Genomic DNA, 16506 nt, shown 5'->3' on the forward strand with positions numbered 1-16506 from the left:
TCCCACCTTAGGCGGCTGGCTCCAAAAAGGTTACCTCACCGACTTCGGGTGTTACAAACTCTCGTGGTGTGACGGGCGGTGTGTACAAGGCCCGGGAACGTATTCACCGCGGCGTGCTGATCCGCGATTACTAGCGATTCCGGCTTCATGTAGGCGAGTTGCAGCCTACAATCCGAACTGAGAGAAGCTTTAAGAGATTAGCTTAGCCTCGCGACTTCGCAACTCGTTGTACTTCCCATTGTAGCACGTGTGTAGCCCAGGTCATAAGGGGCATGATGATTTGACGTCATCCCCACCTTCCTCCGGTTTGTCACCGGCAGTCTCGCTAGAGTGCCCAACTAAATGATGGCAACTAACAATAAGGGTTGCGCTCGTTGCGGGACTTAACCCAACATCTCACGACACGAGCTGACGACAACCATGCACCACCTGTCACTTTGCCCCCGAAGGGGAAGCTCTATCTCTAGAGTGGTCAAAGGATGTCAAGACCTGGTAAGGTTCTTCGCGTTGCTTCGAATTAAACCACATGCTCCACCGCTTGTGCGGGCCCCCGTCAATTCCTTTGAGTTTCAACCTTGCGGTCGTACTCCCCAGGCGGAGTGCTTAATGCGTTTGCTGCAGCACTGAAGGGCGGAAACCCTCCAACACTTAGCACTCATCGTTTACGGCGTGGACTACCAGGGTATCTAATCCTGTTCGCTCCCCACGCTTTCGAGCCTCAGCGTCAGTTACAGACCAGAGAGCCGCCTTCGCCACTGGTGTTCCTCCATATATCTACGCATTTCACCGCTACACATGGAATTCCACTCTCCTCTTCTGCACTCAAGTCTCCCAGTTTCCAATGACCCTCCCCGGTTGAGCCGGGGGCTTTCACATCAGACTTAAGAAACCGCCTGCGCTCGCTTTACGCCCAATAAATCCGGACAACGCTTGCCACCTACGTATTACCGCGGCTGCTGGCACGTAGTTAGCCGTGGCTTTCTGGTTAGATACCGTCAAGGGATGAACGTTTTACTCTCATCCTTGTTCTTCTCTAACAACAGAGTTTTACGATCCGAAAACCTTCTTCACTCACGCGGCGTTGCTCGGTCAGACTTTCGTCCATTGCCGAAGATTCCCTACTGCTGCCTCCCGTAGGAGTCTGGGCCGTGTCTCAGTCCCAGTGTGGCCGATCACCCTCTCAGGTCGGCTATGCATCGTTGCCTTGGTGAGCCGTTACCTCACCAACTAGCTAATGCACCGCGGGTCCATCCATCAGTGACGCAAAAGCGCCTTTCAACTTTCTTCCATGCGGAAAATAGTGTTATACGGTATTAGCACCTGTTTCCAAGTGTTATCCCCTTCTGATGGGCAGGTTACCCACGTGTTACTCACCCGTTCGCCACTCTTTTTCTTTCGGTGGAGCAAGCTCCGGTGAAAGAAAAAGCGTTCGACTTGCATGTATTAGGCACGCCGCCAGCGTTCGTCCTGAGCCAGGATCAAACTCTCATAATGATTTGTTTGAATGACCATACGGTCATTAAGCTCATAAAAATTAACTTTGCTAGCTATTGCTTGCATGTATTTGTTTCAATAAATTGAAACGTCCTACACATTGGTTCGTTTGCTTGCTTTGTTCAGTTTTCAAAGGTCTACAGTGCTGTGTTAGCAACTTTTATATCATATCAGAGCGACAGTTGATTGTCAACTCTTTTTTAAAAAGTTTTTTTCGCCCGTTGTTTTTCAACTTCGTAGCGGCTGTCTCAGCGACTTCATTAGAATAACAAATGATTTGTTATTTGTCAACAACTTTTTTTAATTAATTTTGTTGATGTATCAACGTCGATTAACTATTTTAAAATTGCGACTTCGTTATAATATCATCTGTCGAGCTGTGCGTCAACCACTTTTTTCAATTCTTTTTACGAATTCATTTCAGTCATTTGGCACATGTAATAATATACCAACTAAATCCCTTGCGGTCAATCATTTTCTATGGCTTTTTTTAATTTTTACAAACCCGTCTAATCACATTGAATCCAGCTTTTATCGTTCGCATTTAATCCGTTTTCTAGCAATTACCCTGGCTTTTTCCCCTCTAATTCCTCACTGTTTTTCTCCCTGATCCAGCAGACAAGAAAAAAAGCCGCCCATCTCTTGCGAGTGGACGGAGCTTTTTTATCTCATTGTCGGGAATAATAAAACGTCACGAATCGATTGTGCATCGGTCAACAGCATCACTAAGCGGTCGATCCCGATCCCTAATCCACCAGTTGGCGGCATACCGTATTCAAGTGCTTCTAAGAAATCTTCATCCACCCCATGGGCTTCATCATTTCCTGCTTCGCGCTCTTTTTCTTGTCCTTCAAAACGTTCTCTTTGATCGATTGGGTCATTCAATTCCGTGAAGGCATTCGCAAATTCACGACCAACGATAAATAATTCAAAGCGATCCGTAAAGCGTTCATCTTCTGGATTCTTTTTCGCTAATGGCGAAACTTCCACTGGATGACCAAAGACAAAGGTTGGCTGCTGTAACGTTTCTTCAACAAATGTCTCAAAGAATTCATTGATGATATGGCCAACAGTCATGGCATCAGTGATTTCAACATGATGTTCTTTCGCTAAACTACGCGCTTCTTCAACGGACATTGGTTGCCAGAAATCAACACCTGTTTGATTTTTGATTGCATCGACCATATGGATTCGTGCAAAGTCGCTAGCTAAATCGACTTCTTGTCCATCGTATTGGATCGTTGCTGTATGCAAGACTTTTTCAGCAGCATTACGGATAATGCCTTCTGTCAAATCCATCACATCTTTGAAATCTGTATATGCTGTATACGCTTCTAGCATCGTAAACTCGGGATTATGGGTCGTATCGATTCCTTCATTTCGGAAAACGCGGCCGATCTCATAGACTTTTTCCATGCCACCCACGATCAATCGTTTCAAGTGAAGCTCAAGTGCGATTCGTAAATACAGATCCATGTCTAAGGCATTGTGGTGTGTAATGAAGGGACGAGCCGCTGCACCACCTGCTTGATTATGCAATACTGGCGTTTCGACTTCGATATATCCATGTCCGTCAAGGTAACGACGAATTTCGCTAATGATTTGGCTTCGTTTCATGAAACGATCAAAGCTCTCTTTATTACTGATCAAATCCAAGTAACGTTGACGGTAGCGTTGTTCTACGTTCGTCAAGCCATGGTATTTGTCTGGCAATGGACGCAATGCTTTGGATAAGATCACGATTTCTTTGGCTTTGATGGTCACTTCGCCAGTGTCGGTCTTCATGATTTCACCAGATACACCAAAGAAATCACCTAGATCTGCATGCTTGAATACTTCGTAAGGTTCGTCCCCGACTTGGTCTTTACGTACATATATTTGAATACGGCCTTCGCGGTCTTGTAAATGCGCAAAACCAGCCTTCCCTTTTCCACGTTTTGTAACGATTCTTCCTGCAATGCTTGCTGAAAGATTCATTTCGGCTAATTCTTCTTTGGTTCTTTGATCAAATAACTCATGTAACTCGGCAGAATTATGGGTGCGTTCGAATCGCTTGCCAAAAGGATCAATGCCTTCTTCCCGTAGTTTTTCCATCTTTTCACGGCGAACCAACATTTGATCATTCAATTCTTCTTGTGTTTGTCGTTCCTCTGTCACGAGTTTTCCTCCATTCTTAACTTGGGTTTCCTTCTTATAATGCCAATGATGACGCAAAAAATCAAGCCGAACTTTCGAATCGACTTGATTTGTTTCTTATTCCTTAAAAGTTGCTACCGGCTGTTTTTCGGTCTTCTCTACAAATGCATCTAATAAATCAAAAATCGTTTGCTTATCTTCTGCTTGATTGATAGCTGCCTTCACTTTGGCTGCCCGTGAAATACCTTTTAAGTAGTACGCAGCATGTTGGCGGAATTCTCGCGAAGCGATTTTTTCCCCTTTTAGATCAGCCAACCGTTCTAAATGAAGTTTCGCTGTCGAAATTTTTTCTCGTGGTGTTGGTTCCGGCAACAACTCGCCTGTCTCCAAGTATTGCTTGGTGCGGTGAATCATCCACGGATTGCCTAAGGCTGCCCGTCCGATCATCACTGCATCAGCGCCGACTTCTTCCAACATTCGTTTCGCATCTTCAGGGGTTCTGACATCGCCGTTGCCCATAAAGGGAATGGTGATACTTTGCTTCACTTGTTTTAAAACGTCCCAATCAGCCGATCCTTCATACATCTGTACACGGGTTCTGCCATGCATACCGATTGCTGCAGCACCCGCTGCTTCCGCGGCTTGGGCATTCTCAACCGCAAAGACGTGCTGCTCATCCCAACCGATCCGCATTTTGACGGTAACGGGCTTGTCGATCGCACTGGAAACAGCATGGACCATTTCATAAACCTTGTCGGGATCTAAAAGCCACTTCGCACCAGCTTCTGCTTTGATGATTTTGTTTACAGGACACCCCATATTAATATCAATGATATCGGCAGTTGTGTTCTCTGCGACAAATTGCGCTGCTTCTACTAAGGATGCTTTATTCCCACCAAAAATCTGAATACTAAGAGGATGCTCGGTCTCGTCAATAAACAGCATCTCAAGGGTCTTCTTGTTACGCAGTTGAATCCCTCGATCACTGATCATCTCACAGACGACTAAACCCGCGCCAAATTCTTTGACTGTCACACGAAACGCAGAATTGGTGATCCCCGCCATTGGCGCAACGACGACGCGGTTAGGAATCTCAACCGAGCCGATCTGCCATGTCTGTCTATCTTTCACTTACGCTTCCGCCTCTTTCTTCAACGCCGCCAATTCCGTTTCATCAAAATGATACTTGTTGCCACAAAACGAGCAGACTGCCTCTGCCCCATGATCTTCATCGATCATTGCTTGGATCTCCTCAGCCCCTAAGGTGATGATCGCTGTCGCAAATTTTTCTTTCGTACAATCACAGTGGAACTGGACGGGCATTTTTTCTAGTACTTCGATCGTCGTGTCTGGTAACAATGTCGCTAAGACCTCTTCTGGTGATTGGCCTTCATCGATCAAGGTTGACACTCGAGGCAATTCTCCCAAACGTTTTTCGATGGCATCAATGATCTCTTCACTGGCACCAGGCATGATCTGTAGCATAAATCCACCGGCTGCCCGAATCGAATCATCGGTTTCTACTAATACACTCAGACCAACAGCAGAAGGAATCTGTTCTGACACTGCTAAATAATAAGTAAAGTCTTCCCCAAGTTCCCCAGAGACGATCGGTGTTTGTCCAGAGAAAGGTTCTTTTAGCCCTAAGTCTTTGATTACGGTAAAAATTCCTTGGTCTCCCACTGCGCCCCGAACATCCAATTTTCCTTGAGGATTCAATGGCAGACTGATCTGTGGATTTTTTATGTATCCCTTTACGTCCCCACGGCCATTGCTGTCTACGACGATTGCCCCAGCAGGACCATTTCCTTGAATTTTGACGGTCAATTTGTCTTCCCCTTTTAAGGTACTGCCTAATAACAAACTTCCCACCATCGCTCGCCCTAAAGCAGCAGATGCCGTATTCCATGTTTCATGGCGTCGTTGTGCTTCGGCGATCGTCTCTGTTGCCGATACGGCGTATGCTCGGACGAAGCCGTCATATGCGAGTGCTTTTACTAAATAATCCTTCATCTTGATTCTCCTTTTTATTCATTAATGAATCATACTAGGAAGCGCCGCTTTTTTCAACTGAATGTGTTTGAATTTAAGAAAAGTCTTCTTAAATAGAAACAAAAAGGCGCCGAGTTTCCTCGGCGCCTTGATACGTCTTGTTTTAGGCGTTATCATCTTTGTTTTCTTGATCAGTCGGTTGGCTTTCGCTATTGCGGCGAACGTCTTCCAATTGTTGATCAAAATCGTTTGATGATGCATCTTCGCTGTGTTTTTCTGCAGCTTGCTTCTCTGCATCTTTTTCTTCCAGCGCACGTTTCGCTTCTTCAAACGTTTGGGCTTTTTCACTAGGATACTCAGAGCTTTCAGTCCCTGCAGGCATTTTGCCTTCTTCAAACAAGGATTTGATTGCTTTAGCATCCAATGTTTCATGTTCAAGTAGTTTTTCAGCGATCAATTTGTGTTGGGCACGATGTTCTTCAATGATTTCATGGGCTTTTTGATGGGCATCCATTAAAATCTTGCGAACTTCTTGATCAATTTCAAAGGCAACTTGTTCAGAGTATGCTTTTGTTTGACCGTAATCGCGACCGACAAAGACTTGATGGTTTCCTTCATATTGAACTGGACCTAATTTATCGCTCATTCCATATTCTGTCACCATGCTTCTTGCAAGCGCAGTTGCTTGTTCAAAGTCATTGGAAGCCCCCGTTGATTGCACACCGAAGATGATTTCTTCAGCCGTACGTCCACCTAGCAAGCCAACGATTTGTTCAAACATATCTTCTTTAGTCATCAAGAATTGATCTTCTTTTGGCAAGGCGATCATGTACCCACCAGCTCGCCCCCGAGGAATGATGGTTACTTTGTGTACCACACGGGCACGACTCAAGACTAAACCAACAATGGTATGTCCTGCTTCATGGTAAGCAACCATTTCACGTTCGCGTTTGTTGATGACACGGTCTTTCTTCGCAGGACCAGCGATCACGCGGTCTTCTGCTTCATCGATATCTGAAGCATCGATTTTTTTCTTGTTACGACGAGCAGCAACTAAGGCGGCTTCGTTCAAGACGTTTTCCAGATCCGCACCGGCAAAGCCCGGTGTTTGTTGGGCAACGACTTTCAAATCAACATCATCTGATAAAGGTTTGTTCCGAGCATGAACACGGAGGATTGCTTCACGGCCTTTCACGTCTGGACGACCAACTAAAATCTGACGGTCAAAACGACCTGGACGCAGCAACGCTGGATCTAGAACATCCGAACGGTTCGTTGCGGCAATGACGATCACGCCTTCATTCCCATCAAAACCATCCATCTCAACCAATAATTGGTTCAATGTTTGTTCCCGCTCATCATGTCCGCCACCCATACCGGCACCACGTTGGCGACCGACGGCATCGATTTCATCGATAAAGATGATGGCTGGTGCATTTTTCTTCGCTGTTTCAAATAAGTCACGTACCCGGCTTGCACCGACACCGACAAACATTTCAACGAAATCTGAACCAGAGATCGAGTAAAACGGTACGCCAGCTTCACCGGCAACGGCTTTGGCTAGCAACGTTTTCCCGGTTCCCGGAGGTCCCTCAAGTAAGACACCTGCTGGGATACGGGCACCTAATTCAACGAAACGTCGAGGATCTTTCAAGAATTCCACGACTTCGACAAGTTCTTGTTTTTCTTCTTCTGCACCGGCTACGTCTGAAAAACGTACGCGGTTGGCTTTTTTGTCCGCTTCTTTGGCTTTTGATTTGCCAAAGTTCATCACACGGCCGCCACCGCCACCGCCGCCGCCTTGTTGGCTCATCATCATATAGAAGAAGAAAATGATGATCACAAGTGGTAAGAAGCTAACCAAAAGCGATAACCAAATACCACTGTTGGATTCTTCTTCGATGGTAGTTTTGACCCCTTGTGCTGAGGCCAGACTGGTGACTTCGCTCAGCGTAGAATCATTTGGTAAAATGATCGTTGAAAAGCGGGTCGAACTCGCCTGTGTATTGCCTAAAACAGACAAGCTGTTGTCATTGCTGACAGTTTGTTCTTCATTGTATTCACCCACGATTCGATAAACACCGTTAGCGGGTTGGACAGTAAATTGTTTGACCTTCCCGTCTTTCAGTTGTTCTGTAAACGTGGAGTACTCGATCGTTGGGGTCTGCTGATTGCCATTTCCAAAAATGAAATAAACGACCATGACCATCGCCAACAAGACAAGTACATAATATAAGGTATTTTTTACCATACCGTTATTTTTCTTATTCATGCGTACCTCCCTGGCTATTTTGTTTTATCAATCCTGACCATTTAATTGTATCACAATTGATTTAGAACAGTCACTAATTTGACTGATAAACACTAGGTTTTAAGACGCCAACGTAAGGTAAGTTTCGATATTGCTCTGCATAGTCCAGTCCATATCCAACAACAAACTCATTTGGCACATCGAAGCCGACGTAATCAGCATCGATCTCAACAACACGGCCTTCCGGCTTATCTAATAACGTCACGATTTTCACTGATTTCGCTTTACGGTATTTGAATAGATCTACCAGATAAGCCAACGTGCGACCGCTGTCAATGATGTCTTCAACGATCAAAAGATCGCGGCCCTCAACATTTGTATCTAAATCTTTAATGATTTTGACTTCTCCAGATGAAATCATGGCATTGCCATAACTTGAGACATCCATGAAGTCTAACTCCAAGTAACAATCCATCTCACGAACGATGTCTGCCATGAAAGGAACGGCACCTTTCAGTACACCTACGACTAGAGGATTTTTATCCGCATAAGCCGCCGTTAATTCTTGACCAAGTTCCACACAACGATTTTTGATTTCGTCACGGGAAATCAAAATTTTCTCAATATCTTTATCTAGCATAAAGTTCTCCTTCCAACTCTTACTTCTGATATTTATAAAGAAGTATGTAGTGTATTTTATCAGTTTCTGGCGTAATACTCAAATAGGAAAATGCATGAGGTAGTAAGGCAATCACCTGTTTATCAAGGTTTGTGACGACCCAACTTTTTTCTCGCTCTTCATTAGGAATTTTTGAATCGATAAAAAAACGACTGATCTTTTTGGTCAGGCCACGTGCCAAGCGGATTCGGTCTCCTGGCTGACGCTTACGTACGATCAGCTCAGAGGAATAGTTTAGCGGTAAATCTTGGGAAAACTCTGACCAATTTGTGATTTTTTTGGGAATATGCTGTTCATTTATCGGAAAATACCCAATCCATTCCTTTTCAGAAAGATAGATCCCTTCTCCTAAAACCAGACGCTGACTGACTTCTGTCAACGGCGCTGCAGGCTTTTGGGGAACAGCAATGGGTTCCAATAGTAATTGGTCATAACTGCGCCGCAGCTGCCACTGTTTGTGCAACGCCAATTGCCATTGCCCTTTCTTTTCGTCTAGCAAACGCAATAGCTGTGGCAGCTGTTTTTGATTGAGTGGATGCTTTGTAAAAGCTTCTGCTTGTTGCAAAAACCCCGCATAGAAAAAATAGCGCTGCGCCGGCGAAAACGTCGGCAGCTGTTGCAGATCGATCACTAAGCGAGTAGCTTGCTGTTGAACGAACGCAGACAACCATTGCTGCTGCTCTTGCTGGATCAACTGATTGGCGAACTGCATTTCTACAGAAAGCTGTTGAAAATGCGGCAACAGTTGCGGATTTTCCGCTTTTAATGCCGGCACTACTTGCTGGCGTAGTCGGTTTCGCAAATACAGCGGTTCGTGATTGCTTTCGTCTTCAAAGTAGGGAATCTGCTGTACTTGCGCATAGTCGTAAATCGCTGTCTTACTGACACTAAGCAACGGCCGCAACAGGATTCCAGCGTGAAAAGGCTGCTGCTGCTGCATCCCGCCAGCCGATTGCAAGCGGCCTTCTCGCATCATCTTCATCAGCATCGTTTCTACTTGGTCATCACTGTGGTGAGCAGTCAGCAAAACATCATAGCCTTCTCGGGACATGACATCGGCAAAAAACGTATAGCGAAAGTCCCGAGCGCTAGCTTCTATGCCAGTTTCTGGCGGATTTTCCCAGCACCGCTCATAAAAAGGAATGCCGCGTTCTTGGCAGTACTGCCGTAAAAAAGCAGCTTCCTCAGCAGATGCTCGACGCAATTGATGGTTTACATGTGCCACACCAAAGACCTGCTCTTTTTGCATTTCGGGAAACAACTGACAAAAGACCTGCAGCAAGACCATGGAGTCGACGCCCGTCGATACCGCCAGCAAAAAGCGGCGTTTTTTTTCAGGATCGATGGCAGTGAGTTGCCCTCGAACGGTTTGAATGACCATCATTTGCCCTCCTTCTCATTTGGTAGACCCACAAGAAAGAAAGCTGAAACAAAACGAACCAACAGTTTTGTTTCAGCTTTTTCCAACTTGCTATTCATGTTTAGTTACGGCGTCCGCCGCGGCCACCGCGTTTTCCTTCTGTATTTCGACGTAATGATGAAAGACGATCATCACTATCTTTTAGAAAAGAACTCATCAATGAATCGAAGTCTTGTTTATTTACATTCGTAGTTTGATTGCGTGAAAAAGATTTTTTCGGATTTGGTCGATTGAATTCTTTTTTCGGGTATTCACGTTTTTCTTCCGGCTTATCTTCTGCTTTGCGGATCGATAGTCCAATTTTTCCATCGTTGCCGATTGCCGTAACAAGTACTGTCACTTCATCCCCAACAGACAACACGTCGTGAATGTCTTTGACGAATCCGTTTGATACTTCACTGATATGCACCAAACCAGTTTTCCCTTCACCAAGATCAATGAACGCACCAAAATTTGTAATACCAGACACTTTGCCCTTTAGTTTCGCTCCAACTTCGATTGACATATAAAAAATGTTCCTCCTAATTTTTACCCATTTAAAATAATTCAAACTACTGCGCTGAGTAGGTATGACATTGCTTAATCTTGTGACTCTGTGGATGATGATTCTTGTTCGCTTTGCGCAGAACGCTCATTAGTGTTTTGAGAATCCGTTCCATCTGGCAAGACAGGATAAATTTTTTCGCCATCTTTTGAGTAGAAGAATCGGCTGCGGGCCAATTTTGCCACATACTCATCGTCTTGCAATAAGGCAACATCTCGCTCCAATGAAGCCACTTTTTGTTCAGCTTCTTTTTGTTCGGCGACTGTTTCCGCCTTGTATTCCTTTAGTTTTTGCAGGCGCATTTGGTCGTTAAACATCTGAATCCCCACGACTGCAAATATCGCTAATGCCGCCACGAAAAACGCCACCAGCCGACGTCGGCGAAACACGACTTGCCGCCGCTCTTTTTCAAACTTGGCAAATTGCTCTTTCGCATAATCGGTCTGCAATAGTTCTATTTTTTTATTTGATTCTTTTGCCACCTGAACTCGCTCCCGTCGCTGTCTTTGTTTTTTACATTATACCAACATCCGCAAAGCTTGTCTAACTGAAAATGCCGTAAAAATCAAGCATTTTCTGAGATTCTTTCCTCTGAAACAATCTCATACATTTTTGCAGCGTCTTCTTTTTTCGTCGATTCATGCAATTCATTGACTTTTACTTCCAAGACCTTATTCCCGAACTGAATACGCATAGTATCGCCTACTTTGACGTCACTGCTTGACTTGGCTAATTTGCCGTTGATCTGAATGCGTCCCTTGTCTGCCACTTCTTTGGCCACAGAGCGACGCTTGATGATGCGGGAGATTTTAAGAAATTTATCTAATCTCATGTTTTTCACCTCTTCTTAATAGTTTCTTTCCAAATGGAACTAACAGCCATTCGCGAATCGTTAACAATTTGATTTTGATCGCTGCCCCGATAAAGGCTGCGCCTCCCAAACCGACACCGCCTAGGCAAAAAATCAGCGCCTGTAGTCGATGGGTCAAAGGACCGTTCAATAAGATCGCAACGAAGCTATAATATAAGAATAGCACGCTTGCCATGATCCCTAAACAAAGAAATAATTTTTTTCCATAATTTCCTTCATACCAAAAGCGATTGATGCTACTTTGTGCTCGACGCTGTTCGGAAACCACAAAACAGCATAAGGTCGCGCCTAACCCCAACAGCGTACTGATACTTGCTCCTGCAGTCCCATAAGAAGCGGTCAGCGGCCACATCGATAGACATTTGACTAAAAGACCAATTCCCGCAGCGAGCAAGCCGAAGGTATAGGTATTGCGACTTTGTTGAATGCTTTGATAGGCTTGGATCGTCGCCATCAGAGCGATGGAAAAGACAAACAATACCAGCGCCGCATTGCCAGATCCGTCTTTAAATAAAGCAAAGTTGATATAAGGCAGCAAAATCGCTAACCCTACCGCAGAAGCCGAAGCAATCCCGATCGTTAGGCGCAAATACATTTTTGCCGACTTTTCAAACAGCTGCTGATTTTTTACCGTCAAATACTTGGTCAACGTTGGCAAAAACGTCGAGCTTAACGCCATCGCCACCACAAGACCTAGTTGGACGAGGGGTTGTCCGCGATCATAGATCCCTTTCGAAATCCGGGCTGCTTGTGCCGTCAATCCCCCCGCTTCTAGCGCATTGGTCAATAAAAACGAATCCGCTAACTGGAACAAGATCAAATAGCCGCTATAAATCGTCAACAGACCGCCTTCTAAGAAGAACCGTTTTTTCAACGAGGCGGATAAACCAGCGGTATTTTCTCCTGTACGGGTGACTGGTTTATGCCATAGCGATAGGCGTTTGCCGTTGATTTGTCGGCTATAATAACTTAAAATCCACCACGCCGCAAGGCCCCCGACTAAGGCACCCATCATGGCGACAGTCCCCGTTTGATAAATCGTCCAGCCCAATTGCTGGAAAGCTGCCGCAGCACCTAAAATCACACCAACTCTAAGCAGCTGCTCTACAACTTGAGACACTGCGGTTGGCACCATTTGTAGATTTCCTTGAAACATTCCTCGATAAAAGGTCAAGGGTGGGACAAACAAAAAGGTAAAGGAAACGACTCGAATCAAGCCTGCCAGTTGATGGTCCCCCATCACTTGCGCGATTGGACCGGCAAATAAAAAGGTCACAGCCCATAAGCCAATCGCCGACCAAAGCACATAAGACGTCAACGCTTGCAGCCGCTCCTTGCTTTTCAAAGGATCAGGTTCTTCAGCAACAATGCGGGAGATAAACTGCGGCAAACCTGACAACGCCAAAGTCATTGCCAATCCATAAATCGGATAGACCTGTTGATACACATAAAACCCTTCGTCGCCTACCAGGTTCTGAAAAGGGACCCGATAAACGGCACTTAAGATTTTTGCGATAAAGGAAGCGATCGTTAAAATAAACGCCCCTTCCATCGTACGCTTCAATTGTGATTTCGGCATCCCTCTGGTTCCTTTCTAGCCTTGGCTGGCGTATTTTTGTTCCCGTAACGCTTTGACAAAATCTTGGATTTCTAATAGCCAGGTGCTTTCTTTCATCACTGGCGGAATCTGTAATTTGATGGTCATTTGCTCATGATCGACACCCATCGTGGCTTTTAATTTAGTAGCTTTCAATGCTTCAAACAGCTGCTCCACCGAATAATTTTTCGTGCCTACTTTACTCAAAGTAAACGACACGGTTTGTTGCTGCTTGCGGATAGTTTCTAACAAGGCACGATCGCCGTTCATTTTGATCTCGCCCACCGTTAAGAGGTGCGCCACTTCTACAGGGTATTCTCCGAAACGGTCTAATAAATCATCTTGAAGTTCATCAACTGCTTCTTGTGATTCCAGCTCACGAATTCGTTTATAGATCTCGATTTTTTGCCGTTCGTCTTCAATATACGAAGTCGGTAAGTAGGCATCGATCCCCAGATCGATCTCAACGGTCGTTTTTTCTGTTTGGGTATTTTTCCCTTGTTTACGAGTGACTGCTTCCGACAGCATTTGTGAGTACATGTCAAACCCGACTGCATCGATAAAGCCGTGCTGTTGCGCCCCCAATAGATTTCCTGCCCCACGAATCGAAAGATCTCGCATCGCGATTTTGAATCCTGAACCTAACTCCGTAAAGTCCTTAATGGCTTGCAGACGTTTTTCACTGACTTCGTTCAACACTTTTTGCTGTTCATACATGAAATACGCATAAGCGACTCGATTGCTCCGACCGACACGGCCACGCAACTGATACAACGTCGAAAGCCCCATGTAATCGGCATTTTCCACAAACAACGTATTGGCATTGGGAATATCCACACCGGTTTCAATGATCGTCGTCGTCACCAACACATCGTATTGCCCTTCAATAAAGTCAAACAGGGTATTTTCCAATTGGATCTCGGTCATTTGCCCGTGGGCATAAGCGATTCGTGCATCTGGCACTAACGCCTGCAGTTCTTCGACTTTTCGCTCGATCGTATCGACACGATTATAGAGATAAAACACTTGGCCCCCGCGTGCCATCTCCCGTTGGATCGCTTCTCGCACCGCTCCTGGATTCATCTCCATCACATAGGTTTGGATCGGGTAACGATTTTCCGGTGGTGTTTCGATCACAGATAGGTCCCGCACGCCCAGCATCGACATATGCAATGTTCTTGGGATCGGCGTTGCCGTCAACGTCAACACATCGACTTGCGAACGCAGTTGTTTCAAGCGCTCTTTGTGTTTGACCCCAAAACGTTGTTCTTCATCGATCACCAACAAGCCCAAATCAGCAAACTCGACATCTTTTGACAATAATCGGTGGGTCCCAACCAAAATATCGACTTGCCCTTTGCGCACTTGCTCGATCGTTTCATTCTGCTGTTTTTTCGTCCGAAAACGACTCAGCACCCCAACATTGACGGGGAAGCCTTCAAAACGATCGACCATCGTTTCATAGTGCTGCTGTGCCAAGATCGTTGTCGGCACTAAGAAAGCCACTTGTTTGCTTTCTTTGATCGCTTTAAAAGCAGCCCGCAGCGCCACTTCTGTTTTCCCAAAACCGACATCTCCAACTAACAAACGGTCCATCGGCTTTTCTTTTTCCATATCCCGCTTGATCTCTGCCGTACTGCGCAGCTGATCATCGGTTTCCGAATAAGGAAAGGCATCTTCAAATTCTTTTTGATAGGCATCGTCTGGTTGAAAGGCATAGCCTTTTTCTGATTCGCGTTTGGCATACAATAAAATCAAATCATCTGCGATGTCTTCAATTTTAGCCGTCACTTTGCGCTTGGTCTTCGCCCACTCACTGCCTCCTAATTTATTGATTTTCGGTGTTTTCGATTCGGAAGCCACATATTTTTGAATCAAATTCAATTGGGTGACTGGAATAAAGAGCTTGTCTTCGTTTTGGTACAAGATCGTCATGTAATCTTGATGGACGCCATCGACTTCTAAGGTTTCCATGCCGATGTACTTCCCGATCCCATGATTCGCATGGACGACATAATCGCCGGTTTTTAACTCATTGTAGCTTTTGAGACGTTCCGCATTGGTGACATTTTGCCGGCGGGCTCTTTTTTTGTTCATCTTTTGGAAAATTTCTTTTTCTGTAACCACCACTAGCTTGTCTTGCGGCATTTCAAAGCCGCTTTGCAAACGTTCCACCACGATTTGGGTGCGTCCCGTAAACAGGCGGTCTTGTTGCGTCTGCACGGCATAGATATCATGATCTCGCAGATCTTGCTCTAACTTCTTGGCCCGTTCTTGGTCACTGACCAGAAAAATCACCGTTTGCTGTTGCTTCTCCCAGCGATCGATCTCAACTTTCAAGAGACCCATTTGGCTGAAAAACTGCTGCATCGGCCGGTATTGGAATTGATGGATCGCTTGGAAGCGAATGTTCCCCATTCCTTTTTGGAATAAAGAAAAGAAGCTGGTCACAAAGGTTTCTTTTTGCAGCAGTTGATGGACATCGATCCCGAATTGCTGTTCAGAAAAGACCCGCAGCTCCGCTAATTTTTGGGTATGCCACTCCGCTTCTTCCCGTTCGATCTCACGATTGGTCTCCATGATCCGAGCATAATCATCGATCATCAAAAAGGCGTCTTCAGAAAAATAATCTAAGACACTCGTTTGCTGACGATAAAGCAAATCCGTGTAATAACGGGCACTTTCACCGGGAATCCCCGCTTGCCATTGGGAGGCCAATTGGCCGAAATAGTCTTCTAAAAACGCGCGATCAGTTACTTCTTTGGTGACCGCCAACCGTTTGTTCAATAATTCTTGTAGCTGCTTTTGCCCCGCCGCTAAATCTTCCGCTGAGAAAACCAATTCGGTAGTCGGTAAAATAGCCACTTGCTGCAGCGTTTCCACTGAGCGTTGCGTTCCCACGTTGAAAGAACGCATCGAGTCGATTTCTACATCGAATAACTCGATCCGTACGGGGTATTCGGCATTTAATGGATAAATATCGAGGATGCTCCCACGAATACTGAATTCGCCGGGTTTGCCAATCATTGACTGCCGTTCGTAACCCATCAAGATCAATTGTTGCGGCAAACGCTCTAAATCGATCTCATCGCCGATTTGCCATTGGAATTGGTTGGCTAACCAGGTTTTCTTTTCAGGCAAATACTTTCGCAAAGCCGCCACCGGCAACACATAGATCCCGGTTTTTCCTTGAGAAACAGCATTCAGCGCTGCCACTCGTTCTTCTCGTGCTTCTGGTGAAGAAAAAGCCATTTCGGCTGACAACACTTCGTCCACTGGGAAAACATAGACATCATCCGTCACGTTGCGCAGATCTTCGGCTAGTTGATTCGTATAATACAGATTTGGTGTCACCACGATCACTTGTTTTTGAAATGCCTGATACACACCGGTGATCGCCAATGTTTTTGCCGATCCAGCTAGACCGGTCAATAATTGCCGGGGGGCCTGTTCACGTAAACCTGCATGCCAAGCCGCCACTGTCGGCACTTTATTTATTAATTCAATTAAATCCATCTCGGC

General features: G+C 45.4%; 11 protein-coding genes and 1 rRNA gene (1 of these 12 running past the window's edge). All 12 read right to left on the reverse strand.

The features are described 5' to 3' along the window. Positions 1 to 1494: ribosomal RNA gene (locus tag IGJ01_RS15780) — 16S ribosomal RNA — on the reverse strand (it extends 66 nt beyond the left edge of the window). A gap of 663 nt (positions 1495 to 2157) precedes the next feature. After that, complete coding sequence (gene lysS / locus IGJ01_RS15785; protein ID WP_005230758.1) at positions 2158 to 3651, reverse strand: lysine--tRNA ligase; 1494 nt, start codon at positions 3649 to 3651, stop codon at positions 2158 to 2160. 96 nt (positions 3652 to 3747) lie between these two features. After that, positions 3748 to 4761, reverse strand: a complete 1014-nt coding sequence (dusB, locus tag IGJ01_RS15790) for a tRNA dihydrouridine synthase DusB (protein ID WP_005233357.1) — start codon at positions 4759 to 4761, stop codon at positions 3748 to 3750. Next, on the reverse strand, positions 4762 to 5643 hold the full coding sequence (gene hslO / locus IGJ01_RS15795; RefSeq protein ID WP_005233356.1) for an Hsp33 family molecular chaperone HslO: 882 nt from the start codon (positions 5641 to 5643) through the stop codon (positions 4762 to 4764). Between the two features lie 142 nt (positions 5644 to 5785). Further along, entirely contained in the window at positions 5786 to 7894 is a 2109-nt protein-coding gene (gene ftsH, locus IGJ01_RS15800) for an ATP-dependent zinc metalloprotease FtsH (RefSeq protein WP_005233354.1), read from the reverse strand. 73 nt (positions 7895 to 7967) lie between these two features. Continuing rightward, on the reverse strand, positions 7968 to 8513 hold the full coding sequence (gene hpt, locus IGJ01_RS15805) for a hypoxanthine phosphoribosyltransferase (RefSeq protein ID WP_005230750.1): 546 nt from the start codon (positions 8511 to 8513) through the stop codon (positions 7968 to 7970). 19 nt (positions 8514 to 8532) lie between these two features. Beyond that, positions 8533 to 9933, reverse strand: coding sequence for a tRNA lysidine(34) synthetase TilS (tilS, locus tag IGJ01_RS15810; RefSeq protein ID WP_429969652.1), 1401 nt, complete (start codon positions 9931 to 9933; stop codon positions 8533 to 8535). Between the two features lie 100 nt (positions 9934 to 10033). Next, entirely contained in the window at positions 10034 to 10477 is a 444-nt protein-coding gene (locus tag IGJ01_RS15815) for a S1 domain-containing RNA-binding protein (protein ID WP_005233352.1), read from the reverse strand. A gap of 74 nt (positions 10478 to 10551) precedes the next feature. Beyond that, positions 10552 to 10998 (reverse strand): FtsB family cell division protein, encoded by a 447-nt coding sequence (locus tag IGJ01_RS15820; protein ID WP_005233351.1) that lies wholly within the window; start codon positions 10996 to 10998, stop codon positions 10552 to 10554. A gap of 83 nt (positions 10999 to 11081) precedes the next feature. Then, a complete protein-coding gene (locus tag IGJ01_RS15825) occupies positions 11082 to 11348 on the reverse strand; it encodes an RNA-binding S4 domain-containing protein (protein ID WP_005230745.1) in 267 nt (88 codons plus the stop codon). After that, complete coding sequence (locus IGJ01_RS15830) at positions 11335 to 12966, reverse strand: putative polysaccharide biosynthesis protein (RefSeq protein WP_008380151.1); 1632 nt, start codon at positions 12964 to 12966, stop codon at positions 11335 to 11337. The genes IGJ01_RS15825 and IGJ01_RS15830 overlap by 14 nt, the downstream gene beginning before the upstream one ends. 15 nt (positions 12967 to 12981) lie before the next feature. Further along, positions 12982 to 16500, reverse strand: a complete 3519-nt coding sequence (gene mfd, locus IGJ01_RS15835; RefSeq protein ID WP_430601248.1) for a transcription-repair coupling factor — start codon at positions 16498 to 16500, stop codon at positions 12982 to 12984. Between the last annotated feature and the right edge of the window lie 6 nt (positions 16501 to 16506).

This window comes from Enterococcus sp. AZ089, assembly GCF_050547225.1.
Lineage (GTDB): Bacteria > Bacillota > Bacilli > Lactobacillales > Enterococcaceae > Enterococcus_D > Enterococcus_D entomosocium.